24 protein-coding genes are annotated in these 25,936 nt (G+C 72.3%); 10 read left to right on the top strand and 14 right to left on the bottom strand.

Going from position 1 to position 25,936, the window contains the following annotated elements; translation table 11 throughout:
• Positions 1–3: 3 nt before the first annotated feature.
• Entirely contained in the window at positions 4–897 is an 894-nt protein-coding gene (locus ETD85_RS40150; RefSeq protein WP_240779741.1) for a siderophore-interacting protein, read from the bottom strand.
• Positions 898–1,213: 316 nt separating this feature from the next.
• Between ETD85_RS40150 and ETD85_RS40145 the strand changes: the two genes are divergently transcribed.
• From ETD85_RS40145 to ETD85_RS40135, 3 genes are all read left to right on the top strand, one after another.
• Positions 1,214–2,659 carry a pectate lyase family protein gene (locus tag ETD85_RS40145; RefSeq protein WP_138695069.1) on the top strand — a complete coding sequence of 482 codons (1,446 nt, stop codon included), beginning with the start codon at positions 1,214–1,216 and terminating at the stop codon, positions 2,657–2,659.
• A 204-nt stretch (positions 2,660–2,863) separates the two neighbouring features.
• Positions 2,864–4,948, top strand: a complete 2,085-nt coding sequence (locus ETD85_RS40140) for an alpha-galactosidase (protein WP_138695068.1) — start codon at positions 2,864–2,866, stop codon at positions 4,946–4,948.
• A gap of 150 nt (positions 4,949–5,098) precedes the next feature.
• Positions 5,099–5,935, top strand: a complete 837-nt coding sequence (locus tag ETD85_RS40135; RefSeq protein WP_138695067.1) for an ACT domain-containing protein — start codon at positions 5,099–5,101, stop codon at positions 5,933–5,935.
• Between the two features lie 14 nt (positions 5,936–5,949).
• On the opposite strand, the gene ETD85_RS40130 is transcribed toward ETD85_RS40135, so the two are convergent.
• From ETD85_RS40130 to ETD85_RS40090, 9 genes are read right to left on the bottom strand one after another with little or no spacing between them, the layout of a single operon-like run.
• Positions 5,950–6,912, bottom strand: coding sequence for a dihydrodipicolinate synthase family protein (locus ETD85_RS40130; RefSeq protein ID WP_138695066.1), 963 nt, complete (start codon positions 6,910–6,912; stop codon positions 5,950–5,952).
• On the bottom strand, positions 6,909–8,264 hold the full coding sequence (locus ETD85_RS40125; protein WP_138695065.1) for an aminopeptidase P family protein: 1,356 nt from the start codon (positions 8,262–8,264) through the stop codon (positions 6,909–6,911). The genes ETD85_RS40130 and ETD85_RS40125 overlap by 4 nt, the downstream gene beginning before the upstream one ends.
• Positions 8,257–9,546: an alpha/beta fold hydrolase gene (locus ETD85_RS40120; RefSeq protein WP_138695064.1), complete on the bottom strand. Its 1,290-nt coding sequence runs from the start codon at positions 9,544–9,546 to the stop codon at positions 8,257–8,259. Before ETD85_RS40120 ends, ETD85_RS40125 begins: the two co-directional genes overlap by 8 nt.
• Positions 9,543–10,361 carry an ATP-binding cassette domain-containing protein gene (locus ETD85_RS66150; RefSeq protein ID WP_138695063.1) on the bottom strand — a complete coding sequence of 273 codons (819 nt, stop codon included), beginning with the start codon at positions 10,359–10,361 and terminating at the stop codon, positions 9,543–9,545. Before ETD85_RS66150 ends, ETD85_RS40120 begins: the two co-directional genes overlap by 4 nt.
• A complete protein-coding gene (locus ETD85_RS66145; protein ID WP_138695062.1) occupies positions 10,358–11,182 on the bottom strand; it encodes an ABC transporter ATP-binding protein in 825 nt (274 codons plus the stop codon). Before ETD85_RS66145 ends, ETD85_RS66150 begins: the two co-directional genes overlap by 4 nt.
• Positions 11,179–12,174, bottom strand: coding sequence for an ABC transporter permease (locus ETD85_RS40105; RefSeq protein ID WP_138695072.1), 996 nt, complete (start codon positions 12,172–12,174; stop codon positions 11,179–11,181). The genes ETD85_RS66145 and ETD85_RS40105 overlap by 4 nt, the downstream gene beginning before the upstream one ends.
• The gene (locus ETD85_RS40100) at positions 12,174–13,109 is read right to left on the bottom strand and encodes an ABC transporter permease (protein WP_138695061.1); all 936 of its coding nucleotides are present in this window, start codon (positions 13,107–13,109) and stop codon (positions 12,174–12,176) included. Before ETD85_RS40100 ends, ETD85_RS40105 begins: the two co-directional genes overlap by 1 nt.
• Positions 13,110–14,807 carry an ABC transporter substrate-binding protein gene (locus ETD85_RS40095; protein ID WP_138695060.1) on the bottom strand — a complete coding sequence of 566 codons (1,698 nt, stop codon included), beginning with the start codon at positions 14,805–14,807 and terminating at the stop codon, positions 13,110–13,112.
• Positions 14,804–16,783 carry a glycoside hydrolase family 127 protein gene (locus tag ETD85_RS40090; protein ID WP_138695059.1) on the bottom strand — a complete coding sequence of 660 codons (1,980 nt, stop codon included), beginning with the start codon at positions 16,781–16,783 and terminating at the stop codon, positions 14,804–14,806. The genes ETD85_RS40095 and ETD85_RS40090 overlap by 4 nt, the downstream gene beginning before the upstream one ends.
• Before the next feature lie 201 nt (positions 16,784–16,984).
• Here ETD85_RS40090 and ETD85_RS40085 point away from each other — a divergent pair, with 201 nt between their 5' ends.
• Complete coding sequence (locus ETD85_RS40085) at positions 16,985–17,731, top strand: hypothetical protein (protein ID WP_138695058.1); 747 nt, start codon at positions 16,985–16,987, stop codon at positions 17,729–17,731.
• A gap of 208 nt (positions 17,732–17,939) precedes the next feature.
• Positions 17,940–18,587 (top strand): DedA family protein, encoded by a 648-nt coding sequence (locus ETD85_RS40080; RefSeq protein WP_138695057.1) that lies wholly within the window; start codon positions 17,940–17,942, stop codon positions 18,585–18,587.
• On the opposite strand, the gene ETD85_RS40075 is transcribed toward ETD85_RS40080, so the two are convergent.
• The gene (locus ETD85_RS40075) at positions 18,531–19,271 is read right to left on the bottom strand and encodes a GntR family transcriptional regulator (RefSeq protein WP_138695056.1); all 741 of its coding nucleotides are present in this window, start codon (positions 19,269–19,271) and stop codon (positions 18,531–18,533) included. The two genes, ETD85_RS40080 and ETD85_RS40075, sit on opposite strands and share 57 nt — an antisense overlap.
• Positions 19,272–19,405: 134 nt before the next feature.
• On the opposite strand from ETD85_RS40075, the gene ETD85_RS40070 reads away from it, so the two are divergent.
• Complete coding sequence (locus ETD85_RS40070; RefSeq protein WP_138695055.1) at positions 19,406–20,179, top strand: inositol monophosphatase family protein; 774 nt, start codon at positions 19,406–19,408, stop codon at positions 20,177–20,179.
• A 274-nt stretch (positions 20,180–20,453) separates the two neighbouring features.
• Here the strand turns inward: ETD85_RS40070 and ETD85_RS40065 are convergent, their stop codons facing one another.
• Both ETD85_RS40065 and ETD85_RS40060 read right to left on the bottom strand, forming a co-directional pair.
• The gene (locus tag ETD85_RS40065) at positions 20,454–21,143 is read right to left on the bottom strand and encodes an HAD family hydrolase (protein ID WP_170247102.1); all 690 of its coding nucleotides are present in this window, start codon (positions 21,141–21,143) and stop codon (positions 20,454–20,456) included.
• Between the two features lie 16 nt (positions 21,144–21,159).
• On the bottom strand, positions 21,160–21,882 hold the full coding sequence (locus ETD85_RS40060) for a hypothetical protein (RefSeq protein WP_138695053.1): 723 nt from the start codon (positions 21,880–21,882) through the stop codon (positions 21,160–21,162).
• A 136-nt stretch (positions 21,883–22,018) separates the two neighbouring features.
• Here ETD85_RS40060 and ETD85_RS40055 point away from each other — a divergent pair, with 136 nt between their 5' ends.
• Both ETD85_RS40055 and ETD85_RS40050 read left to right on the top strand, forming a co-directional pair.
• Entirely contained in the window at positions 22,019–22,855 is an 837-nt protein-coding gene (locus ETD85_RS40055) for a Scr1 family TA system antitoxin-like transcriptional regulator (RefSeq protein ID WP_138695052.1), read from the top strand.
• Between the two features lie 49 nt (positions 22,856–22,904).
• The gene (locus tag ETD85_RS40050; RefSeq protein WP_170247101.1) at positions 22,905–23,705 is read left to right on the top strand and encodes an SAM-dependent methyltransferase; all 801 of its coding nucleotides are present in this window, start codon (positions 22,905–22,907) and stop codon (positions 23,703–23,705) included.
• A gap of 62 nt (positions 23,706–23,767) precedes the next feature.
• Here ETD85_RS40050 and ETD85_RS40045 read toward each other — a convergent pair whose 3' ends face one another.
• The gene (locus ETD85_RS40045; RefSeq protein ID WP_240779740.1) at positions 23,768–24,421 is read right to left on the bottom strand and encodes a GntR family transcriptional regulator; all 654 of its coding nucleotides are present in this window, start codon (positions 24,419–24,421) and stop codon (positions 23,768–23,770) included.
• A 79-nt stretch (positions 24,422–24,500) separates the two neighbouring features.
• Here ETD85_RS40045 and ETD85_RS40040 point away from each other — a divergent pair, with 79 nt between their 5' ends.
• Positions 24,501–25,688 (top strand): CaiB/BaiF CoA transferase family protein, encoded by a 1,188-nt coding sequence (locus ETD85_RS40040; protein WP_138695050.1) that lies wholly within the window; start codon positions 24,501–24,503, stop codon positions 25,686–25,688.
• Positions 25,689–25,711: 23 nt separating this feature from the next.
• Positions 25,712–25,936: aldolase/citrate lyase family protein (locus ETD85_RS40035; protein WP_240779742.1), on the top strand; the 225-nt coding region annotated here is incomplete at its 3' end.

Below are 25,936 nucleotides of genomic sequence, written 5' to 3'. Positions count from 1 at the left end.
GGGTTACTCGTTCTGCTCTGAGCGGCCCAGACGCCAGTAGCCCATGAACGCCACCGCGCGCCGGTCCAGGCCGCGTTCGGCGACCAGGTGGCGCCGCAGGGCCCTGATCACGGCGGCCTCGCCGGCCAGCCAGGCGTACAGCGGCCCGTACGGCGTCTCCTCCTGCGGCACCTCCCACAGCTCCTCGGCGTCCACGTCCACGTCCACGAAGGTGTCGGGCACGGGCAGCGGCGGGAGCAGGCGGCGGCCGGCGGCCTCGACGGCGGGCATCAGGAGGCTGCCGCGCGCGGAGCCGTTCCTGGCCAGCCATGAGACCTTGACCGAGCCGGGCGTGTGCACCTCCAGGAAGTCCTCCTCGCCCGGCACCTCCATCAGCACCTCGCCCGACAGGCCGGCCGGCAGCCGCTCCAGGATCGCGCAGATCGCGGGCACGGCGGTCTCGTCGCCGGCGATCAGCACGCAGCCCGTGCCCTCGGGCGGGCGGAACTCCAGGCCGCCGTGCCGGGCCTCGTGCCGGGAGTCGGGGCCGTAGAGCGCGGCGACGTCACCGGGGCGCACCTGTTCGGCCCAGCGGGCGACCGGGCCGCCGTCCGGGTGCATGACCACGTCCACGTCCACCTCGCCGGCCTCCGGGCGGACCAGCCTGGCCGTGTACGTGCGCATCGGGTTGCGCCTGGCGTCGTCCAGCTCCCGCCAGCGCGGAAACCAGTCCTGGCCGGTGGGCAGATGGGCCATGCCGTGCTCGGGGACCGGAAGGATGAGCTTCAGCCGCTGGTCGAACCCGTTGTCGGCGAAGAAGTGCAGATGGTCACCCGTGAAGGTGACCCGCAGGAACGACGGGCTCAGCCGCTGGAGCCTGTCCACCCGTACGTCGAACATGCGAAAAGGCTCGACCATCCCCGAAACTCCCATTCACTATTTAGGTGAGCCTAACCTAAACGATCGTGCGGGAGATGGACAACCGCGGACGGTTACCCACGGTATCCGAATAAATGCGAAATTTCGGATAAGTGCAGGTCGCGGGCTGCTTCTGCACCCGAAAATCGGTGGGACGCTGAAAGTTTCAGGGTTCATTGACAGCGGGAAAGCGCTTACCTATGTTGTCGATTGTTCGCTCATACGTATGGCAATCACGTATGTGAACGAGTGCTCGCTGGGGGGACACCTCGTCGCAGGCCGCTCAGGGCCTGCCATCCAGCAAGGAGCTTGAATCGTGCGACACAGAATCAACGGCAGAACCGCCGCGGTCCTCGCGGGGGTCTTCGCCCTGATCGGCACCGCGGTGGCCGGTGTAGCGGCGGCCTCGTCAGCGGCGGCCGCACCCGCGCCAGGGGCGTACACCGTGGTGAACAACAGCAGCGGCCTGTGCCTCACCGTACCGGGATCCAGCTCGTCCGACGGCGTCCAGCTCACCCAGTCCGGCTGCGGCGGCGCCGCGCAGACCTGGAACCTGGCCGCCGCCGGCAGCGGCTACACGCTGAAGGCCGCGCACAGCGGCAAGTGCGCAGGCGTGAAGGACGCGAGCACGTCCGCGGGCAAGGCCGTGCAGCAGGAGAGCTGCACCGGTGCGTCGTCCCAGACGTGGACGCTGCCCGAGTCGGGCAGCACCGTCAGGGTCGTCAACGCCAACGGCGGCAAGTGCCTGAACACCAAGGACAACTCGACCGCCTCCGGCGCCCTCGTGCAGCAGAACTCGTGCGACTCCGTGGCCACCAAGCAGTGGCGGCTCGTCCCCGCGGGCGGCGGCAACCCCGACCCGACCCCGACCGTGACGCCCACCGTCACGCCGCCCCCGACCGGTAACCCGACCGGCCTGGTCGGCTGGGCCACGCAGGGCGGCGGCACCACCGGCGGCGGCAACGCCTCGCCGACCACCGTGACCAGCGCCTCGGCGCTGACCAGCGCGCTGTCGGCCAGCGGCGCCGCGGTGATCAGGGTGTCCGGCACGATCTCCTGCTCGGGCATGCTCCGCGTGGCCTCCAACAAGACCGTGCTCGGCAACTCCGGCGCGGCCATCGTGGGCTGCGGGTTCAACATCTCCGAGGCGTCCAACGTGATCGTCCGCAACCTCACCTTCCGCGGCTGGAACGACGACGCCATCAACGTCCAGTACTCCACCCGCGTCTTCATCGACCACAACTCCTTCAGCGACGGCTACGACGGCGCCGTGGACATCAAGCGGGCCAGCGACTACGTCACCGTCTCCTGGAACAAGGTGTCCAACCACGACAAGACCATGCTGCTCGGCCACGACGACGGCAACGGCAGCGAGGACCAGGGCCACCTGCGCGTGACGTACCACCACAACTGGTTCGACGGCACCAACCAGCGCCACCCGCGCGTCCGCTTCGGCAACCCGGTGCACGTCTACAACAACTACTACGGCAGCGTCGGCAGCTACGGCGTGGCCTCCACCGAGGGCGCGGGCGTGCTCGTCGAGGGCAACTACTTCGAGAACACCGACGACCCCTACCACCTCGGCGAAGGCGACTCGGGCCCCGGCACGCTGGTCGCCCGCAACAACCACTTCGTCAACTCCGGCAGCGGCCAGGCCGGCGGCAGCGTCGCCTCGATCCCCTACTCCTACTCGCTCGACACCGCCTCCAACGTCAAGTCCGTCGTGACCGCGGGGGCCGGCGCCGGCCGGATCTCCGTCTGAGGTCCCGTTCCCATCAGCTCTGAGCGGCGCCCTCCCTCCCCACCGGCCCTCCGGCGTCCGCGCCGGAGGGCCGTCCCGTGTGCCCACCCCAAGATCGGAGCACCGCACGGCGTTCGGGTAGCGTCGGAGCGCTGAGCCGGCCCGCGGCCGGCGGAGGATCGCGGGGTGCCGCGCCAGCCCCCGCTCGGAGTAAGGAGCCCGATCTTGCCCCCCGTCATCCTGTCCGCCGCCGGCACCGCACTGGTGCTCGACGGCTCCGGCCCCGGGCTGCCCCGGGTCCGTCACTTCGGCGCCGCTCTGGGCCCGGTCACGGGGACCGAGCTCCTGCCCGCGCTGGCGTCCCTGACTCCCGCCCCGCCGCTGCTGCCCGCCCAGGGCGACGGCTGGTACGGCCGGCCGGGCTTGTCCGGCGCCCGGCCGGGCGAGCACTGGCCGGTCAGATGGACCCTCGACGCGCTCGACCTGGACGCGGCCCCCGGCGCGGGCGGCACGGTGACCGTCACGGCCTCCGACGGCAGGGCGGGGCTGGCGCTGGTGAGCGAGCTGGCCATGGACGCCGGCGGCCTGGTGACGATGCGGCACACGGTCACGAACACCGCGGCGTCGCCGTACCGGCTGGATGGTCTGACGTGCGCGCTGCCGGTGCCCGCGCGAGCCGGTGAGCTGCTGGACTTCACCGGCCGGTGGGCGCTGGAGAAGGTGCCGCAGCGCAGGGCGTTCGGGCACGGCGTGTGGTCCAGGGAGAACCGGCGCGGGCGCACCGGCCACGACGGCACCGGCCTGCTGGTGGCGGGGACCGCCGGGTTCGGCTTCCGCGCGGGCGAGGTGTGGGCCGTGCACGCCGGCTGGAGCGGCGACCACGTGCACCACGCCGAGCGCCTGCCCGAAGGCGCGGCGCTGCTGGCCGCGGGCGAGCTGCTCGCGCCCGGCGAGATCACCCTCGGGGAAGGGGAGAGCTACCGGACGCCGTGGGTGTACTTCACCTGGTCCGCCGGGGGCCTGGACGAGGCGAGCGCCCGGCTGCACGACCATCTACGCGCAGCCCGGCCGCTGCCCGTCCGTCCCGTCACGCTCAACAACTGGGAGGCCACCTACTTCGACCACGGCCTCGACCGGCTGCTGGAGCTGGCGGGCCGGGCGGCGGAGGCCGGGATCGAGCGGTTCGTGCTCGACGACGGCTGGTTCCGCCACCGCCGCCACGACCGGGCCGGGCTCGGCGACTGGTACGTCGACGAAGGCGTGTGGCCCGGCGGCCTGCACCCGCTGGCCGATCGCGTGCGCAAGCTCGGCATGCAGTTCGGGCTCTGGTTCGAGCCCGAGATGGTCAACCCCGACTCCGACCTGGCCCGCGAGCACCCCGACTGGATCCTCGGCCGGCCGGAGCGGATGCCGCCGCCGCAGCGCAACCAGCAGGTGCTCGACCTGGCCAGGCCCGAGGCGTACGCGTACCTGCTCGAACGGATGGACGCGCTGATCGGCGAGTACGCGATCGACTACATCAAGTGGGACCACAACCGCGACATCGCCGAGCCCGTGCACGACGGCGTGCCCGGCGTGCACGCGCAGACCCTGGCCGCCTACCGGCTGCTGGACGAGCTGCGCCACCGCCATCCCGCGCTGGAGATCGAGTCCTGCTCGTCGGGCGGCGCGCGCATCGACTACGGCATCCTGGCCCGTACCGACCGGGTCTGGACCTCCGACAGCAACGACGCGCTCGACCGGCAGTCCATCCAGCGCTGGACCGGGCTGCTCGTGCCGCCCGAGCGGCTGGGCAGCCACGTCGGCGCGCCGCGCGACCACATCACCGGCAGATCGCTGCCGCTGGCCTTCCGCGCCGCCACCGCGCTGTTCGGCCACATGGGCGTCGAGTGGGACCTGACCTCGGCGAGCGAGGCCGAGCTGACGGAGCTGGCGACCTGGATCGCCCTGCACAAGCGGTTCAGGCCGCTGCTGCACGCGGGGCGCGTGGTGCGCGCCGACCACCCGGACCCGTCGGCGCTGGTGCACGGGGTGGTGCTGCCGGAGCGGGCGCTGTTCGCCTACGTCCAGCTCACCTCCAGGCTCGACACCGGGCCCGGCCCGATCCGCCTGCCGGGGCTCGACCCCGCCGCGCTGTACGAGGTGCGGACGGCGGGGCCGCTGCCCGAGGGCGCGGGGCTGCCGCGGTGGGCCGCCGCCGCGGGGGACGGGCCGATCAGGCTGCCCGGCGCCGTGCTGGCCGAGCTGGGCCTGCCGGGCCCGGCGCTCCGCCCCGCGTCGGTGCTCCTGGTGGAGGCCGAACGAGTGTGACCGGCGGCGGCCGGACCGTTCGTGGCGTGGCGGGTGCGCTCGCCGGCCCGGCCGCGATGCCATGTTCTGGTCATGTGGTGAACGCTGTTTAATGCCGCCGCAACCTCGCCGTCCGTGGCCAGGTAACAACCCGCGGACACACTGGGTGCCATGAGCGATGCACCCAAGGTGATTCACCCAGGTTCGAAGCATGGCGATCGGCAGGCGCGTTCGTGGCGGCGGGAGATCGCCGAGCTCGCCGCACTGTTCCTCGCGGTCGGATTGGCGCACCTGCTCGCGACGTTGCTCGGGCACGCGGAACCGGGTCCGGTCGTGCTGGTCGGGCTGGGGGCGGCGTTGATCGCCGGAGCCGCGATCCACAAGCGGATGAGCCGCCGCCCCAGGAGGAAGGCCGCCGCGCTGCCGGTGGACGGCGATGCGGGCTCGCCCATGACGTTGTGGCGCATCCGCATGCGGGTGGTGGAGCGGCCGGGCCGGCTGGCCACCGTGGCGGGCGCGTTCGGCCGTCTGGGCTGCAACATCCTGGCCCTGCACATCGCGCCGACCGGCAGCAGCGCCATCACGCCCGCCGGGTGCGACGCGCTCGACGAGTTCGTCATCGAGGCGCCGCGCGACCTGGCGCTCGACGTGCTGGCCGGCGCGCTGGGCGAGGCGGGCGGGCACGACGTGGTGATCGTGCCAGCGCAGGTCAAGGACCTCACCGACCCGGGCGTCCAGGCGTTCGTGCTGGCGCAGCGGGTGGGCGACGATCCCGACCGGCTGCCCGAGGCGATGGCGGAGCTGCTGCGGGTCTCGCAGGTCGAGTGGCGGCGGCCCGGCGACACCGTGGACGAGGGCGCCGAGCTCAACACCACCATGGTGATCTCGGTGAACCCGGACCGCGCCCTGCTGATCAGGCGGCCGGGGCTGCCGTTCACGCCGACAGAGGCGGCCAGGGCCGCGGCGCTGACCACCGCGGCCCGCCAGGCCCGTTACAGCAACATGTGACGCAGGTCTGGCGTCTACAGGTAGCCCTTGGCCAGGACGTCCTGCGTGGCGCGGGTGATCTCGGCCGCCTGGCCGGGTGACAGGGCGGTGCGGGGCGGGCGGCAGGCGCCGCCCTTGCGCCCGGCCAGGTCCATCGACAGCTTGATGGACTGCACGAACTCGGTCTTGGAGTCCCAGCGCAGCAGCGGGTGCAGGTCACGGTAGATGGGCAGCGCCTTGGCGACCTCGCCGGTGGTCGCCAGCCGGTAGAGCTCCACCGTGGCCTGCGGGATCATGTTCGGGTAACCGGCGATCCAGCCGACCGCCCCGGCGATGCCCAGCTCCAGCAGCACGTCGTCGGAGCCGATGAGCAGGTCGAGCCCCGGCGCCCGCTCGGCGATCTCGTACGCCCTGCGTACGTCGCCGGTGAACTCCTTGACGCCGACGATCAGCCCCTCCTGGTGCAGCTCGGCCAGCAGGTCCGGGGTGAGGTCCACCTTGGTGTCGATCGGGTTGTTGTAGGCCACGACCGGCAGCCCGGCCTTGGCGACCTCGCGGTAGTGGCCGACGACGGCCGCCCGGTCGGCGCGGTAGGCGTTCGGTGGCAGCAGCAGCACCGAGGAGGCGCCGGCTTCGGCCGCCTGCTCGGCCCACCGCCGGGACTGGGCCGCGCCGTAGGCGGCCACGCCCGGCATGACGTGGAAGCCGTCGGGCGCGGCCTCGACCGCGGTGCGCACCACGCGGGCGCGCTCCTCGTCGGTGAGCGTCTGGTACTCGCCGAGCGAGCCGTTGGGGCAGACGCCGTCGCAGCCGCCCGCGGCCAGGAACCGCACGTGCTCGGCGTAGCCGTCGTAGTCGACGGACAGGTCGTCACCGAAGGGCAGCGCGGTGGCGACGTGCACGCCGTGCCAGGCGGGCCGTTGCCCGGCGGCGGGCCCGGCGGCGGGCCCGGCGGCGGGCCCGGCGGCGGATCCGGCGGAAGGTGCGGTGGTGGTCATCGAATCTCCTTGTTCCAGTTCTCCAGCCCGCTGGCGTCGATCGGCAGAGCGCCGGAGAGTATCTCCGCGCCGTCCGGCGTGACCAGCAGGTCGTCCTCGATCCGCACGCCGATCCCGCGCAGCTCGGGCGGCACCGTGCGGTCGTGGGCGTGGAAGTACAGTCCGGGCTCGACGGTGAGCACCATTCCCGGTGCCATGTCGGCGCCGTGGTAGGCGGCCGGGCTGGAGCCGGCGCAGTCGTGCACGTCCAGGCCCAGGTGGTGGCCGATGCCGCAGATCAGGTAGCGGCGGTGGTGCTGGCCGCGCTCCGACAGGGCCTCGTCGACCGAGACCGGCAGCAGCCCCCAGTCGTCCAGCCCGCGGGCGATGACCTCCATGGCCGCGTGGTGGAAGTCGGTGAAGTGCCGGCCCGGCGCCACCTGGGCCAGCCCGGCCCGGTGGGCCCGCTCCACCAGGTCGTGCACCTGCCGCTGGGCGGGGGAGAAGGCGCCCGAGGCGGGGAAGGTGCGGGTGACGTCGGCGGTGTAGTGGCTGCGCGTCTCCACGCCGAGGTCCAGCAGCAGCAGCTCGTCCGGCAGGACCGGGCCGTCGCAGCGTACCCAGTGCAGGGTGGGGGCGTGCGGGCCGCTGCCGACGATGCCCGCGTAGCCGGCGCCGTTGCCGTAGGCCCTGGCGTAGCGGTCGAACGTGCCCTGCAGCCAGCGCTCGCCGGGCCCCGCGATCGCGGCGGGCACCTCGGCGAGCACCGCGGCGAAGCCCTCGACGGTACGGTCCACGGCCTCGCGGAGCTGGCCGATCTCCCACTCGTCCTTGATCATGCGCAGCTCGGCCAGGGTCTGCCGCAGGTCGGGCGACGGGTCCGCCCAGCCGGGGCCGGCCGCCAGCGCGCCGGCGGGCGGGCCGGCGAACTCCGGCAGCGGCCGCACCGTGACGCCCAGCGCCGCGGCCCACTCGGCGAGGGACGGCGACGGGCCCACCCACAGCTCTCCGTAGGCGGCGTCGGCGAAGAAGCCGGTCTCGCCGGGCCGGGCCGGCGGCGGCAGGTACAGCGTGGCGTCGCCGCCCGCCACCACGGCGACCGCGTTCTCCACCGCGCAGCCGGTCAGCCAGTAGAAGTCGCTGTCCACGCGGAAGTCGTAGGCGGTGTCGTTGCTGCGCACGGGCGCCTGCCCGGCGGCCACGACCACCGTCCGGCCGGGGAGGGCGGCGGCGAGCCTGGCCCGGTGCGCGGCCGCGGCCTGCGCGGCCCCGGGGACCAGGTCCGGGGTGCGGGCGGGGGAGTCCCAGCCTTGGGCGATGTACTCGGTGAACGCGGGGATCTCGGTCAGCTTGGGCAGCTTGCCGTCAGTCACCGGTGATTCCTCCTCCGATGTCACGGACGAGCCCGGTCAGGCGGGCGAAGACGCGTTCCTCGCCGATGCCGTCGTGCTCGTACTCGTTGGTGACCCATGTCTGGGTGTTGCTGATCTTGGATGCGGTGTCCAGTTGCAGGCCGGCATCGACGTACATGTCGTCGAAGTAGACGACGGCCGCCAGCGGCACCTCGTTGTCCGCCAGCCGCTCCAGGTCGTACAGGGGCGGCCACTCGGCCCGCTCGGCGAGCAGCTCGACGGCGGGACGGAAGGGGCGCAGCGCGCGGATCTCCTCGAACATCCAGGGGTAGATCATCTCCCCGGTGAACAGCAGCGGCCTGGCATCCTCGGCGAAGGCGGGACGCCGGGCGCGCTCGCCCTGCGCCGCCCACGCGGTCGCGCCGGGGCCCGAGCCGTAGATGCTCTCCTGCAGCGCGGCGAACAGCGGGTTGTCGGCGTAGGAGGAGCGCGCCAGCACCTGGTGCAGGAACGTCTCCGTCAGCCCGCCCGGCCCGTCCCGCAGGGCCTCGTCGAGCAGCCAGTGCATGCGCTCGTAGCCCGGCTTCATGCCGAAGTCGATGCCCAGGGACTGCAGGCGCCGCACGGTCAGGGTGTCGCCGTCGGGCAGCAGCACGTCGCCCTCGGCCAGCCGGTCGGCCAGGCGGCCGACGGTCTCCACGTGGTGCGGGTAGCGACGGTAGAACTCGGCGTTCTTGGCCGCGACCCGCGGATAGGTGCGCCGGTAGACCTCGGCGGCGTCCGGCTCCACCGACGGCAGGCCGCCCGCGACGTAACAGGCGCTCAGCCCTTCGGGCGCGGCCGACAGGTACGTCAGCGTGAGGAAGCCGCCGTAGCTCTGTCCCAGCGTCGACCAGCGCCGGCCGCCGAAGACGGTCCTGCGCAGGTGCTCGGCGTCGGCCACGATCGAGTCGGCGCGGAAGCGGGCCAGGTAGGCGGCCCCCTCCTCCGGGCTGAGCGCGCTCATCACCCGCCCGTCGATCCGGGAGCTGCGGCCGGTGCCGCGCTGGTCGAGCAGGATCACCCGGTACGTCTCCAGCGCCTGCCCGAGCCAGCCGCCACCGCCCACGGGGCGCGGCCCCTTGCCGCCGGGGCCGCCCTGAAGGTAGAGCAGGCACGGCAGGTCCTCGCCGTCGCGGGCCGGATGGACCAGCTCCCTGGCGAACACCGTGATGGTGGCGTCCGGGGCGGACCAGTCGAGCGGCACTTCCACGAGGTGGTCGCGCACCCGCATCCCGGGAATCGTGTAGCTCGCGGTGATCAAAGCCTCTCCCTCCTGCGACGGTCCCACTCGGGGTCGATCCGCGGGACCGCCGCCAGCAGCGTGCGCGTGTACTCGTCCTGCGGGTCGCCGAACACCTGTTCGGCCGGTCCCTGCTCGACGATCCTGCCCTTGCTCATGACGGCCACGCGGTGCGCGATCTGCCGCACCACGGCCAGGTCGTGGGCGATGAAGACGTAGCTGAAGCCGCTCTCGCGCTGCAGCCGCCGCAGCAGCTCGATGACCTGCGCCTGCACCGACACGTCCAGCGCCGACACCGCCTCGTCGCAGATCACCAGCTTGGGGTTGACGGCCAGCGCGCGGGCGATGCCGATGCGCTGCGCCTGCCCGCCGGAGAACTGCGCGGGGTAGCGCAGCGAGTGGTCGGGGTTGAGCCCGACCCGCTCCATCAGCTCCTTCGCGTGGGCCCGCCGGCTGCCGTCGGGCGCGATGCCCTGGTAGACCAGCGGGGCCATGAGGATGCGCTCCACCGTGTGCCGGGGGTTGAGCGAGGAGAACGGGTCCTGGAAGACGACCTGGACGTTGGCGCGGAAGCGGGCCAGCGCCGCCCCCGTGGCCTGGGTGACGTCCTCGCCGTCGAACTCCAGCCGCCCCTCGCTCGGGTCCATGAGCTTGGCGACCATGCGGGCGGTCGTCGACTTGCCGCTGCCGGACTCGCCGACCACGGCCAGCGTCTCGCCCAGCCGTACCTCGAAGCTCACCCGGTCGACGGCGGTGAACTCGGCCTTCGCGCCCAGCGGGCCGCGCGAGACGAACCGCTTGGTCAGGTCCGTGGCGCGCAGCAACGGCTCGTTCATGAGATCACCTCGTCACCCGCCGGCTCGGCCAGCGGGTCGTCGATGCGGGGGATGCTCTCCAGCAGCATGCGGGTGTAGTCGTGGCGCGGCTCGGCGAAGATCTGCTCGGCGGTGCCGTACTCGACCTGCTCGCCCTGGCGCATCACCAGCACCCGGGTGGCGATCGAGCTGATCACCGCCAGGTCGTGGGTGATGAACACCATGCCCGTGCCGCTCTGCCGCCGCAGGTCGGCCAGCAGCCGCAGGATCTGCGCCTGCACGGTCACGTCGAGGGCCGTGGTCGGCTCGTCGGCGATCAGCAGCTCGGGCGAGCACACAAGGGCCATCGCGATCATGACGCGCTGCCGCTGCCCGCCGGAGAACTGGTGCGGGTAGTAGTCCACGCGCCGCTCGGCGTCCGGCAGGCCCACCTGCTGGAGCGCCTCCACGGCGACCTTCCGCGCGGCCTTGCGGGAGCGGCCCTTGTGGCTGCGGTAGACCTCCTCGATCTGCAGCCCCACCGTGTAGTACGGGTTCAGCGACGACAGCGGGTCCTGGAAGACCATCGACATCCGGTCGCCGCGCAGCCGCCGCAGGTCCCGGTCGGGACGGCCGAGCAGCTCGGCGCCGTTCAGCCGGACGCTGCCGCTGGTCCTGGCGCCCTTGGGCAGCAGGCCCATGATCGCCAGGCTGGTCATCGACTTGCCGGACCCGGACTCGCCGACGATGCCGACGGTCTCGTCCCGCCCGACGGTGAAGGAGACGCCCTTGACCACGTCCACCGGGCCGCGCGTGGTCGGGAAGGTGACGGTGAGGTCCTCCACGACAAGCAGCTCGCTCATTTCGCCGTGATCCTCACTCTCGGGTCCAGTCTCGCGTAGACGAGGTCCACCACCACGTTCCCGATCACCACGAAGAACGCCGCCAGCAGCGTCACCGCCATGATCACCGGCTGGTCGTTCTTGGCGATCGAGTCGGCGGCCATCTTCCCGACGCCGTTCAGGCCGAACACGGTCTCGGTGATCAGCGCGCCGCCGAGCAGCGCGGCGAAGTCCATGCCGAAGATCGTGGCGATGGGCGTCAGCGCCGGCCGCAGGGCGTGCCTGCGCATGGTCAGCACCGGGTTCAGCCCCTTGGCCCTGGCCGTGCGCATGAAGTTCTCGGCCAGGGTGTCGATCACGTTGGCGCGGGTGAGCCGGGCGTACAGGCAGGCGTAGCCGGTGGCCAGCACGATCCACGGCATCAGGTACGACTGGAACCACAGCACGGGATCGTCGGAGAACGGCACGGCCTGCGGGAACGGCAGCACCTGGAGTTGCACCACGAGCACGTACTGCAGGGCCAGGGCCAGCACGTAGTTGGGGATGCTGGAGCCGCCGAGCGCCAGCCCCATCGCGGTCCGGTCCCACCAGGTGCCCTCCTTGACCGCGCTGAGCAGGCCCGCGAGGATCCCGAAGAACAGCCACAGCACCGCGGCGCCGATCGCGACCGTGGCGCTGACCGGCAGCCGCTCCACGACCATGTCCCACACGGACTGGTTGGTCTGGAAGCTGTAGCCGAGGCACGGCGCGGAGCAGTGCACCAGGTTCGCGCCGGTGCCGTAGTCGCGCCCGGCGAAGATGCCGAGCAGGAACGTGCCGAACTGGGCGAGGAACGGCTGATCCAGCCCCAGCACCGCGCGGATCTGGTCGATCCGCTCGGGCGTGCACGTCTTCCCGCAGATCATCACCGCCGGATCCGGCGACAGCGTGAAGAAGATGACGAACGTGAACAGGCAGACCAGGAAGAGGATCAGCACCACTCCCGCGGCCCGGCCGGCGATGTAACGCGCCATCACGACGCCTCCCCCGCGTCGAAGGCGGCCCGCAACCGGTCGCCGAGCACGGTCAGCGACAGCACCGTGCAGAACAGGAACCCGCCGGGGATCGCGAAGTACATCGGATCGACGGCGTACCAGCCGACGGAGCTCGAGATCATCTGACCCCACGACGGCGTGGGCGGTGCCACGCCGACGCCCAGGAACGACAGCCCCGCCTCGGTGCCGACGTAGCCGGGCACCGACAGGGTGGTCATCACGATCAGGGAGCTGCGCAGGTTCGGCAGGATCTCCTTGAACACCAGCGCCCCGGTGGAGGCGCCGGAGGCCCGCGCGGCCTCCACGAACTCCCTGTTCACCAGCGTCAGCGTCTGCCCGCGCACGACCCGGGCCAGATACGGCCAGCCGAACACGCTGATCACCACGACCAGCAGCACCGCCCGGTTGCCCTGCGGCAGCGACGACAGGATCGCGATCATGAAGATCAGCGCGGGGAAGGCCATCAGGAAGTCCATGACCCGGCAGATCACCTGGTCGACCCAGCCCTGGTAGAACCCGGCCAGCATGCCCAGCACCACGCCGAGCAGCGTGGTGAGCGCCGTGGCCGCGACCGCGATGAGCAGCGACACGCGGGCCCCGTAGGCGATGCGCGCGAGGATGTCCCGGCCGTTCTGCGGCTCGACGCCCAGCAGGTGGTCGGCACTGATCCCGCCCAGCGACCCGTGCGGCACCCCGCCCAGGTCGGTGTTGACGGCCGCGGTGTCGAAGTCGTTCGGGCCGTGCCCGGTGATCGCGCTGATCAGCGGCGCGAAGACGGCCATCAGCACGATCAGCACCAGGAACGCGGTGCTGAGGATCGCGGCCTTGTCGTGCAGCAGCGCGCCCGCGATCCGCCGGCCCGAGGTGGCGGGCGCCGGGCCCGCCACCTGTTGTGGATGAGCGGCGACGGTCATTTACTTCGTCGGCTTCGCCAGGCCGACGGAGACCAGGTCGATGCCGCCGGAGAAGGCGTCCGACAGGTAGGCGCCGGCGACGTTCGAGCCGGTGATCGTGACGACCTTCTCGTAGGCCAGCGGCACCATCGGCGCCTGCTTCATGATCTCCTTGTCCAGCTCGCCGTAGGCCGCGTTGGCCTGCGCGACGTCGGGCATGGCCCCGATCTCGTCGATCTTGGCGTTGATCGCCTTGTCGTCGATCTGCGCCAGGTTCTGGTTGCCCTTGGCGGTGATGTTGCGGCCGTCGAACAGCGGCGGCAGGAACGTCGCGCCGGAGGCCCAGTCGGGGCACCAGCCGGTGATGGCGGCGTCGTGCTGCTGCGCCGGCGTGCCGATCACCTCGTAGAACGTCGAGGTGTCGATGTTGTTGATCTTGACATCGATGTTCACCTGCTTGAGCGCCTCCTGGATCGCCACCGCGACCGCCTGCATCTTCGGCACCGGCCGGGTGTCGAGGGTCAGGGAGAACCCGTTCGCCAGGCCCGCGTCGGCCAGCAGCTTCTTGGCGGTGTCCAGGTTGTACGGATACGGGTCGTAGTCCACCCGGCCCGCGATCGTCGGCGGCTGGACCGCGGTGCCCTTGGCCGCCAGCGTGGAGCCGCCCATGCCGGCGACCACGGTGTCCTTGTTGACCGCGTGGTTGATCGCCTGGCGCACCCGCACGTCGTCGAGGTTCTTCTTGGTCATGTTCAGCGACATGTAGGTGGTGCAGCCGGTCAGGCCGCTCAGCGTGCGCGACTTGATCTGCGGGGCCTGCGCGCGCGCCACGGTCGCCGACTGGATGATGCCGGTGATCGCGTCGGCGTCGTCGCCCTGCCCGGCCAGCATGCGCTCGTCGATGGTGGCCGGGTCCAGGCCGAACGTCCACTCGAAGGCGTCCGGCAGGGCCTTGCGGACCGTGTCGGTCTCCGCCTTCCACTGCGGGTTGCGCACCAGCTTGAGCGAGGCGTTGCGCTTGTAGCTCTCCACCTTGTACGGCCCGCTGGCGATCGGCTTGGCGTCGAACGCGGCCCCCGCGCCCGTCCCCTTGGGGAAGGGGATGAAGTTCGGCTGCGTCAGCGCGCTCGAGAAGTCGGGGTAGGACTTCTTCAGGTGGAAGACGACCGTCTTGGCGTCGGGCGTCTCGATCGTGTCGAGGTCACCGGACTCGTACGGGCCCTTGTAGTCCTTCGGCGCGTCCAGCAGGATCTTGCCGTACGGGGAGCCGATCCCCGCCTCCGCGTCGAACGCCCGCGACGCGCCGAACTTGACCGCCTCGCTCGTGATCGGCGTGCCGTCCTCGAAGAACAGGTTGTCCTTGAGCGTGTACGTCCACGTCTTGTGGTCGTCGGACGGCGTCCCGGTGTCGGTGGCCAGGTCGGCCACGACCTTCGTGCCCTCCTTGCCCGGCCCGGCGCCGAAGGTCGTCAGACCCCGGTAGATGAGCCGGTAGAAGTTGTTCACGCCGCCGTCCCAGCCGCGGGCCGGGTCCAGGTGGGAGAAGTCCGCGTTGGCCAGGACCCGCACGGTGCCGCCCTTCACGGCGGTCCCGCCCGAGGCGCCCGACCCGTTGCCGGCCCCGTTGCCCGCCGGGGTCGCGCCGCCGCCTCCGCCGCACGCGGTGAGCGCCAGCACGGCGGTCATGGTGACGCTCGCGAGCGCCGCCGATCTCCTCATGTCGCCTTCTTTCCATTGGTCACCGTGGTCCGGGTCCTGACCCAGACCCGCATCGCTTCGGGGTCGCGGTTGCCCCACAGGAAGTAGGGGACGAAGGCCGCGGTGACCCCCGCTGTGGCACCGGTCTCCGGGAGCTCCTGCTCCAGCGGCAGCTCGGGGTAGAGCTCGGCGGACGGCGGGGGAGCCGTGGCCGCTTCGACGCGCAGCACGACGGTGTCGTCGCGGCGCTCGATGTTCGCGTTAACAATCTCTGGCACGCCGACGACCAGGTCGTCGACCGAGGCCCCGGGGCTGTCCTGCTGCTCGACGCAGTAGACCAGCGGGCCGCGGGCCACGCTGAGCGCGCCCCTGGTGGCGTCCAGGTAGGGGTGCGACCCGTGCGCCCTGACCGGCATCGGCAGGCCGAGCCGGATCTCGTCGCCCGCCGACCAGCGCCGCTCCAGGGTGATCCAGCCGTCCGCCGCCGTCACGTCGCACGGCTCGCCGTTGACGGCCGCCGTCACCTGCCGCGCCCAGCCGGGCACCCGCAGCACCAGCGCGTACGGCCGCTCCGGCGCGCGCCGGAGCGTGAGGCGCACGTCCCCGTCCCACGGGTACGCGCTCCGCATCGCCAGCTCCAGCTCCGCGGTCTCGATCGTGGCCGTGGCGTACTGGGCGATCAGCAGGGCGCCGTCCCGCTCGGCCGCCACGTAGTCGGCGAGCTGGGCCATCCAGCGCACGATGTTCGGGGGGCAGCACGGGCAGCCGAACCAGGCACGACGCAGCGGCTCGCCGCCCGACTCCGCCCCGCTGCGCTGCTCGTGGTCGGGGCGGCGCTGGAGCGGGTTGTCGTAGAAGAACGCCTTGCCGTCCGCCGACAGGCCCACGGCGTAGGCGTTGTAGAGGACGCGCTCGAACACGTCGAGGTATTTCGCGCCGCCGGTGGCCAGGAACATCCGCCACGCCCACTGCATGACGGCGATGGCCGCGCAGGTCTCGCTGTAGGAACGTTCCGACGGCAGTTCGTACCGGTCGCCGATCGCCTCGTCGGAGTGCCGGCTGCCCAGACCGCCGGTGACGTACAGCTTGGTCGCCACCATGTCGTCCCAGAGCCGCTCCAGCGCGTCGAACAGCGAGCGGTCGCCGCTCTCCAGGAACACGTCCGCCGCGCCCGCCGCCAGGTAGGCCATCCGCACCGCGTGCCCGGTCACCGAGGGCAGCTCGCGGAAGGGCAGGTGGTCCTGGAAGTAGTCGCCGGGGAAGATGCTGTGCTTGAGGTTGCCCGTCCCCCTGCGGTCGACGAACTGCGCGGCCTGCCGGAGGTAGCCGCGCTCGCCGGTCTCCCGGTAGAGCTCGACCAGCGCCATCTCCACCTCGGGATGCCCGCAGGCGCCCTCCTCGCCGAACCTGGAGACCACCAGGTCGGCGAACCTGACCGCGACCCGCAGCAGCCGGTCGTCGCCCAGCCTGCGGTTCGCGGCGACGGCGGCCTGGATGAGGTGGCCCAGGTTGTACAGCTCGTGCCCCCAGGCCAGGTCCTCCCACGGCTTCTTGGCCGCGGCCGGGTCCTGGAAGAAGGAGTTGAGGTAGCCGTCCTCGGCCTGGACTCGTTCGAGGAGGCCGACGACCTCCTCGTAGAACTCCCGCACCGCGGCGCTGTCGCTGGTGCCGCTGTCGCCGTCGCTTCCGCCGCCGCTTTTGCTTTCGCTTTCGCCGAGCTCGTACGCCAGCCCTTCGAGGGTCTTGTACAGGTCGGTGTCCAGGAACGGATAGCGGCCGCGGTATGGGGCGGGGTCCTGCTCCAGGAGGCGGCTCAGGTTGGCGACGTTGCCCGCCGCGCGGAGCTGCTCGATGGTGTGCGGGACTGTGGCCGCGCTGTTCCGGCGCTGCCAATGATGGAGCAGCCCGCCCGTTATGTGCACCCCGGACAGCGGTCGCACGACCCCAGCGGCAGTGCGTACGGCGCCGAACTGGGGCTTGACCTGCTTAGACGTCATGAACCTTCCCAGTAATGTGTGGCATTGCACTGAACCATAAGTGTCTGGGAGGTGTGTTGCCAAGGGTTACGGACGTACTTTGGTGGAACGTAACGTGACCGGAACAGGCTCACGCCCCGGTGAATTGAGTAGGCCGTACTCAGGTGGAGGCCGCGTCCCCGCTGTCCAATGGCGCTGACCAGCCGAGCCCAGGAGGCGGCCATGAGCGCCCAGCACGACCACCATCACCACCCGGTGACGTTCGACGTCCACGGGATGCTCCTGTTCGGGGACGACCCGCTCTACTTCTCGCACCTGCCGATGTTCGAGCACCCGGCGCATCGCTTCCAGGTCCTCATGGAGGTCGGCTTCCGCGACGACGTGCTTGAGGTGATCCGTGCCCACCGGAAGGACGGCGACATCCAGACGTTCGTGCCCGAGCGGTTCGACATCCTCGAACTCGGCCCGTCCGGTCCCGAGCCCGCCAGGACGACGGTGGCCGGCACGATCTTCCAGGGGCACTTCGAGCGCGGCGGCATCCCCATCGCCGAGGACGTCACGGCCCGGATCGAGCGGGTGTCCTGCTTCCGGGTGCTCGACCCCGAGCCGCTCCACGACGACGACCGCACGCTGACGTACCTGTGCTTCGGACGGGCGGGCCGGCTGCACCTCGCGCACGAGATCACCGCGCGTCCCGACTTCGACCAGGTGCTCGCGATCCGGATCGTGCCCGGCACCGTCCGCCACGACCCCGACGTGCGGGTGCCCTTCGACGTGCCGGCCATGGACTTCCCGCGGCCCGTGCCGGCCCGGTTCGGCCGGGTGGACACCCCGGCGCGGCGGCTCAGGGCGGGCGACACGCTGGAGGGGGCCTTCGATCCGGGCGTCACGCGTACGGGGCCGCACGGCTTCACCGCCCAGATCGAGGTGCTCGGCGAGATCTACATGGAGACCGGCGACCTGGCGTGAGGGCGGTCTCCGACCTCGGGCCCGGCTGTATGGGCATGTCCGACGGGCCGGCCGGCGCGTCCGAGCCGGTCGCCACCATCCGCGCCGCGACCGAGGCGGCCGTCCCCCCGGGAGCGGCCGCGGGCGGACGCTACGCCGATGCGCAAATGGCGCATCTCGCCAGCGAACGCTGACCCCTCAGTGGGGCCGCGCCGCTAAAGTGGGCGCGGTGCACATCGACGAGTGGCTTCAGGTGATCCCCGCCGGATGGCTCTACGTGACGGTCGCGCTCGTGATCGGGTTCGAGAGCCTCGGCATCCCGCTGCCCGGGGAGATCGTCCTGGTCAGCGCCGCGCTCCTGGCGGCCAAGGGCGTGGTGGACCCGGTCTGGGTCGGCGCCTGCGCGAGCGCGGGGGCCATCGTCGGCGACTCCGCCGGATACGCCATCGGGCGCAAGGGCGGCGCCCCCATGTTCGCCCGGCTCGGGCGGCGCTTCCCCAAGCACTTCGGGCCCCGGCACGTGGGCAAGGCCGAGGAGTACTTCCACCGGTTCGGCGTGTGGGCCGTCTTCGTCGGCCGCTTCGTCGCGCTGCTGCGCATCCTGGCCGGGCCGCTGGCCGGGGCGCTGCGCATGCCGTACTGGAAGTTCGCCGTGGCCAACGTGCTCGGCGGGATCGTGTGGGCGGGCGGCACCACCGCGGTGATCTTCTACCTCGGGCTCGTCGCCGAGAAGTGGCTGAAGGGCTTCTCGTGGGTCGGGCTCGTGGTGGCCGTGCTGTTCGGCGTGGCCACCACGCTCTATCTCAAGCGGCGGGCCGCCTCAGCGCTCGATGAGGGTGACCTCAAGGGAGTAGTGAGAGGCCCGGTAGACATGTGAGCCGTGCTCGACGGCCCGGCCCTGGTCGTCGTACGTGGTGCGGATCATGGTGAGCAGCGGCGCGCCGCGGCGCTCGTCGAGCAGCTTGGCCTCCGCCTGCGTGGCCGCCCGCGCGCCGATACGCTGGTTGGCCACCCGCATCCGCACGCCCGCGCCGCGCAGCAGCTCGTACAGGCCGCGGCCCTCCAGGTCGGTGGCGGTGAGCTGGGCCAGGTTGAGCGGCAGCCAGTTGTGCAGCACCGCCAGCGGCTCGCCGGCCGCGAAGCGCAGGCGCTCCAGGTAGAGGGCCTGCGCGCCGGTCTCCATGCCGAGGATGCGGGCGACCTCCTCCTCGGCCGGCCGCGACTCCAGCGCCAGCACCTGCGTGGCGGGCTCCTGGCCCGATCTGCGCAGGTCGTCGTAGAGGCTGGTCAGCTCGACCGAGCGTTTGACCTGGCCGTGGACCACCTGCGTGCCGACGCCGCGCTTGCGCACGAGCAGGCCCTTGTCCACGAGGTATTGGATGGCCTGGCGGATCGTGGGCCTGGACAGCCCCAGCTTGTCGGCCAGCAGGATCTCGTTGTCCAGGCGCGAGCCGGGTGCCAGGTCGCCTCGCCGGATCGCCTCCGCGATCTGCTCGGCCACCTGGAAATAGAGCGGCACAGGGCTGGATCGATCCAGGTCGATGGCCAGGTTGGCGGTCATGCTGATCAGCTTAACCGAGGTCAGAATGTCCAGACAAATAACCGGCACTGGTGCGGACCGCCCGCGCGAGTGGGCATGACGGTCCTGACGCGCGAGGGACCCCGCCCGCTGGAGGAGACCCCGCTGGAGGAGACATGGACGCGACGCGACTGCTCGACACCGCCACCGAGGCCGCCAGAGCGGTCGGGCCGAGGCTGCGCAAGGCCTTCAGATCCCGGCCCGAGGTCGCCACCAAGCGCGACTTCCACGATCCCGTCACCGAGCACGACCGGGCGGCCGAGGAGACCATCCGCGCGGTCATCGGCGACCGGGTGCCCGGCAGCGCGATCGTCGGCGAGGAGGGCGGGACGACCGGCTCGGGCGACCTCGTCTGGTACGTCGACCCCATCGACGGGACCGCCAACTTCGCCACCGGGCTGCCGTTCTTCTGCGTGTCCATCGCCGCCGCCGTCCGGGGCGAGCTGGTGGCGGGCATCGTGTACGACCCCGTACGCGACGACGAGTTCACCGCCTCCACCGAGGGCGCCTGGTGCAACGGCACCCCGATCCGGAGCGCGGGAGCCGCGCGCGACCGGGACGCGATGCTGCTGTCGAGCTATCCGACGCCGCTCGACCTGGAGACGGACGGGGACCTGGCGCTGCGGCGTTACGCCCGCTTCGTGGAGTCCTTCTCCGCCGTGCGGCGGCCGGGCAGCGCGGCGCTCAAGCTCGCGCACGTGGCCGCCGGCTGGTCCGACGCCGCCTACGGCACCCACGCCAGCCCGTGGGACGTGGCGGCGGGGGCGCTGCTCGTGCGCCGGGCGGGCGGCGTCTACCTGGGCGATCCGCTGGCCAAGGGGGACTATCTGGCGCACGTCGCCGGCTTCGACCTGGCCGGCTCGGCGCTGGCCGAAGCGGCACCCCGCTGACGACTCACCCGCGCCGCGCCGCGCCGCGCCGCGCCGCGCCGCGCCGCGCCGGGTTGGGCCGCGCCGCGCCGCGCCGCGCCGCGCCGCGCCGGGTTGGGCCGCGCCGCGCCGCGCCGCGCCGGACCGGGCCGGGTTGGGCCGCGCCGGGTTGGGCCGCGCCGGGTTGGGCCGCGCCGGGTTGGGCCGGGGGTTGCGGCGGACGGCGTGAGCGGGCAGGCGCGGCGGAGCGCTTGGGCGGGCAGGCGCGCGGGTGCGGTCCGGCAGGCGAGGCCGGTTAGCGCTGGTGGACCAGCTGTGGCAGGTCGGCCAGCGTGGTGATGCGGGGGAAGCCGGCCGGGGGCCGCTCGATGCCGCGCCGGTCGAGCCAGACCGAGCGCATGCCGGTCGGCGCCGGCCCCGTCACGTCCTTGTCCACGTCGTCGCCCACCAGCAGCACGTCCTCGGGCGCCAGCCCGAGCGCGGCGGCGGCCCCGGTGTAGGAGCCGGGCGACGGCTTGAAGTGGCCGCCCAGCACCTCGCCCGTCAGCACCGGCCCGAGCGCGCCCGCGAGCCCGATCGCGCGGATCTTGGCCTCCTGCATCCGCTGCCCGCCGTTGGTCAGCACCCCGAACGCGAACCCGCCCAGCGCCGCCAGCGCCCCCGCCACGTCGGGGAAGGCCGTCCAGCGCTGCCGGTAGCGCTCGGTGAACTCGGTGTAGGCGGCGTCCAGGTCATCCGGCTCGGGCACGGCCAGCTCCCGGCACAGCGCGCGCAGCCGGCGCCGCCGCTGCTCCTCCATCGAGCACTCGCCCGCCTGCCACATCGCCATGTACGGGATCTCCAGCCCGGCCCACAGCGCGGCCACCTCGCCCAGCCGCGCGTGGCCGGGGAAGTAGGCGGACGCCCAGGAGGTGATCGCGGCGTCGGCGGCGCCCCGGTGGTCGAACAGGGTGTCGTCCAGGTCGAACAGGATGCCTCTGATCACGACTGCATGCCTCTGATCACGACTGGGCCTCGGCGGCGATGCGAGCGGCCGTCTCGCACGGTGGATAGCCGAGCGTCAGCCCGCGCACCGACAGCGGCGCCTGCGCGAAGCGGATCTCGGCGTTGTCGCTCAGGATGTAGTGCAGGGCGGGGGAGTGGCACCGGTGCAGGTCGAGCGCCGCGGCCTCCGGCTCGGCCAGCTCGGGCGGCAGCGCGTACAGATAGTCGGCGATCAGCGCGTCGAGGTCGAAGAGCTGCGCGTAACGCTCGGCCGTGCCCGCAACCACCCTGATCCGGTCTCCGTCCATCCGGGCCTGGTAGACCAGGCCGGTGCCGCCGCTCCTGGCGAACCAGCGTAGCGCGTCCTCGGCGGGCAGCGTGAACGCTCCGTACGGCTTGCGCCCGTGCAGCAGGGCCTCGGCGATCCACCGGTCGCACCACGACTCGTCGCGGTAGGGCGAGGGGGCTCCGGGCTCGACGGTCAGGCCCTGGGCCAGCACCGGGTTCCAGGATGAGACCATGGGGCTGCTGAAGCGGGGCATGCGCGGGCCGAGCCAGTGGCTGAGCGGGTAGCCGTACCATACGGTGACGACCTCGATCTGCCAGGCGGAGAGGCGGCGCTCGTAGGCGCCGTTCATGATCTGGCCGCCGTCGGGGTGCCGCCACGGACCCGGAGCGATGCCGGAGCCTGCGGGGACCGGTGGCGTCCGGTGGTCGGGCTGCAGGACCCACGCCGCCACAGTCTCGGCCCTTTCCGATCGGCGTATGCATAACGCGTCAGACCACTAGAGTGGCCATCGTGCATCACCCGTCACTCCGTTGCAACAGACCAGGTGTAAACGCTGTTTACCGGCACCGAGCATCGATGATCGCTGTATGCAGCTGAGCGTGGTGGCGGCCCGGCTCCGTGCCCTGCGCGCCGCCTGCGGGTTGTCGATGAAGTCCGCCGCGCAGGCCGCGGGGCTCAACACCTCCACGATCTTCCGCATCGAGCACGGTCTCGTCGCGCCGCGCGAGTCCACCGTACGCATCCTGCTGGACCTGTACGGCGAGGGCGAGCACGCGCCGCGGCTGCTGTCGCTGCTGCGGGAGGAGCGCGTGCCCGGCTGGTACGACGCGCCGGGCGTGCCGCTGGGCCTGTCGGAGTTCCTGGCCCTGGAGCACCAGGCGCAGGTGATCTACACCTACGGCCCCGGGCAGGTGCCCGCGCTGCTGCAGACCCGCGCCTACGCCGAGTCCGCCGCCCGCGCCACGCTCCTGCCCGGCACACCGCCCGAGCGGATCGGCCACGCCGCCGACCTCGTCACCCGCCGGCAGGAGGGGCTCGACCGGCACCAGGGCCCGCACCTGTGGGCGATGCTCGACCGGCGGGCGGTGCTCGACCCGCCCCTGGACCTGCGAGAGGACCGGCTCGCCCAGCTCGACGCGCTCGCGCTGGCCGCCAAGCAGCCGCACATCGCGGTGCAGCTGGCCAGGCCCTGCGCCGACACCGGCTACCTGTACCAGGGGGCGCCCTTCACGCTGCTGCGCTTCCCGGAGCGCGACCGGCCGGACGTGCTGGTGCTGCACCTGCTGCACGCCCCCGTGATCGTCGAGGACCGGCGGCGGATCGAGGAGCACCAGCAGGCGTTCGCGCGGCTGTCGCTTTCGGCGTTCCCCGTGGACGCCACCCAGGACGTGCTGGACGGGATGCGCGACCCCCTGCCGGAATGACCGGGATCCTGGCAGGATGAACCTGGTCGATCGGGACGGAGGTCACCAGGTGCCTGAAAACGACAGCCGGCTCGCGTCCCTCGGGTGTGCCAGCACCGCCCGCATGTACGACGCCGCGCAGGGCGGCAAGCAGAACTTCAGCGCCGACCGCGCGGCGCTGCAGGCGGCCGAGCGGCTCAGCGCCGACGCCGGCGACGCGCTCGTCGCCCACCAGCAGCACGTGCACCGGGTGGTGCGGCATCTGGCGGGCCAGGGGGTGGACCAGTTCGTGCTGTACGGGACCGGGCTGCCGAGCACGGGCCAGGCCCACGAGACCATCCATGAGGTGTTCCCCCTGGCCAGGGTGGTGTACGCGGAGAAGGACCCGTACATGCTGGCCCACGCCAGGGCGATCGCCGGCCGGACGGGCGACCGGGTCAGGGTCGTCGGCTGCGACCTCGGGGACCCGGCGGAGCTGCTGGGCGATCCGATGGTGCGGACATTCGTGGACTGGGCCGAGCCGGTGGCGGTCGGCGTGATGTCCGTGCACGAGATCCCCGCGCACGACGTCTCCTGGGTGGGGCGGCTGCGGCGGGCCATGGCGGCGGGCAGCCACCTGTGGCTGACGGCGCTCAGCATGGACGCCTACGAGACGTCGCTGCGCGCGAGCGTCGAGGCGGTCAACCGGGACATGGGGCTGACCGTGCACTTCCGGGCGAGGGAGCAGGTGCTGGCCCTGTTCGACGGGATGGAGCTGCTCGAACCCGGGCTGGTGTGGGCGCCGCAGTGGCGGCCCGACGGGACCGAGGTGGACCTCGCTCCCGAGCGCACGGCCTGGCTCACGGGCGTCGCCACCATCACCGGCCCGTAGTCCGGCGGCGGGCAGCGCCCTCGGTGCTCCGCGCGGCCGTCCGGTTGCGGGGGGCTGCGCGGTCAGTGCTCCTTGCGGTACTCGCCGGCCTGGCGGACGTGGTCGACCATGATGCGTTCCGCGGCGTCGCCGTCCCCGGCCTCCAGCGCCGCCAGGATGCCCCCATGCGCCTCGAGCTGGACCCTGACCTGGGTGTCGTCCAGCCACAGAGACGCCTCGGCGGGCACGGGGAAGCTGTTGCGCACGGACCTGGCGTGCTCGCCCAGGAACGCGGGCCCGCCGATGTCCACGATGCGCAGGTGGAAGCGCCTGCTCTGCTCCCCGAGCCGCTCGTGCCTGCCGTGCTCGGCGTCGGCCAGCATCGAGGCGTGCAGCTCGCGCAGCCACACCAGGTCCGCCTCGGTGACCCGGGCCGCGGCCAGCCGCGCGCCCAGCCCCTCGACCACCGAGCGCAGCCCGTAGTACTCCGCCAGCGCCTCGTCGCCCAGGTCCACCACGGTCGCGCCGTGGTGCGCCTCGTAGCTGATCAGCCGGTCCTTCTCCAGCCTGCGCAGCGCCTCGCGCACGGGCGTGACCGACACCCCGAGCCGCCTGGCCACGGCCCCGGCGCGCAGAGCTGTGCCCCCGGGGATCCGCGCGCTGCGGATCTCCTCCAGCAGCACGCTGTAGACGTACTCGGCCTTGCTCATGGGCGGCCGCGGCTCGCTGGTCGGCATGTCCTTAAGTGTCCCGCAATATCGCAGTTGATCAGGCAAAAGCTTGACCTATGACATATTTCTTATAAGTTACATGTTCATGACGAGCCTCGCTGACCTGCGGGTCATCGACGCGGCGACGCTGTTCGCCGGTCCCTCCGCCGCGATGATGCTGGGCGACTTCGGCGCGGACGTGATCAAAATCGAGCACCCGCGCCGCGGCGACCCCTCTCGCGGGCACGGCGCCTCCGTGGACGGCGTCGGGCTGTGGTGGAAGACGCTGTCGCGCAACAAGCGCGCCGCGGCCGTGGACCTGTCGCGGGCCGAGGGGCAGGAGATCCTGCGCCGCCTGGCCGAGCGGTCCGACGTGCTGATCGAGAACTTCCGGCCCGGCACCCTCGAACGCTGGAACCTCGCGCCCGAAGACCTGCTGGAGCTCAACCCGCGGCTGATCGTCGCGCGGATGACCGGGTTCGGGCAGTTCGGGCCGATGGCCAAGCAGCCCGGGTTCGGGACGCTGGCGGAGGCGATGAGCGGGTTCGCGGCCATGACCGGGCAGCCCGACGGGCCGCCCACGCTGCCGCCGCTGGCCCTCGCCGACGGGATCGCCGGCCTGGCCATGTCGTACGCGATCATGGTCGCACTGCACGCCCGCGAGCAGACCGGGCGCGGGCAGGTCATCGACCTGGCCATCATCGAGCCGATCCTGGGCCTGCTGGGGCCGCAGATGAGCGCGTACAAGGCGCTCGGGGTCGTGCCCAAGCGCACCGGGAACCGGTCGAGCAGCAACGCGCCGCGCAACACCTACCGCACCCGCGACGGCCGCTGGCTGGCCATCTCCACCAGCGCCCAGCCCATCGCCGAGCGCGTGGTGACCCTGGTGGGGCGGCCCGACCTGGTCGAGCAGCCGTGGTTCGCCAGCGGGCACGGGCGGGTCCAGCACGTGGACGAGCTGGACGAGGCGGTCGCCTCGTGGATCGCCGAGCGGGACGCCGCGGAGGTGATCGCCCGCTTCGAGGAGGTCCAGGCCGCCGTCGCGCCCATCTACGACGTCAGCGACCTGGCCGAGGACCCGCAGTACGCGGCGCTGGGCACGTTCGTGGAGGTGCCCGACGAGGAGCTCGGCTCGGTCACCATGCAGAACGTGCTGTTCCGGCTCTCGGAGACGCCGGGCGAGATCCGCTGGGCGGGGCGGGCGGCCGGCCGGGACACCGACGAGGTCCTCGCGGAGCTGGACTACTCCGGCGAGCGGATCGCCGCGCTGCGCGCGGACGGGGTGATCGCGTGAACCCGCCCGCGCCGCGGCCGTTCATGACCTGGCAGCCCGTGACGTGGCTGTACGTTCCCGGTGACCGGCCCGAGCGGTTCGGCAAGGCCGTGGCGTCCGGCGCCGACGTGGTCATCATCGACCTGGAGGACGCGGTCGCGCCGGTCCGCAAGGACGAGGCCCGCGCCAACGCCGCCGCCTATCTGCGCGCCCGGCGCGAATCACGCGCCCCTGACGCCATCGGGCCGGGCGGCGGGTGGCACAGTCGT

Source organism: Nonomuraea zeae (assembly GCF_005889725.1).
GTDB lineage: Bacteria > Actinomycetota > Actinomycetes > Streptosporangiales > Streptosporangiaceae > Nonomuraea > Nonomuraea zeae.
This window is presented reverse-complemented; position numbering and strand designations above follow the sequence as displayed.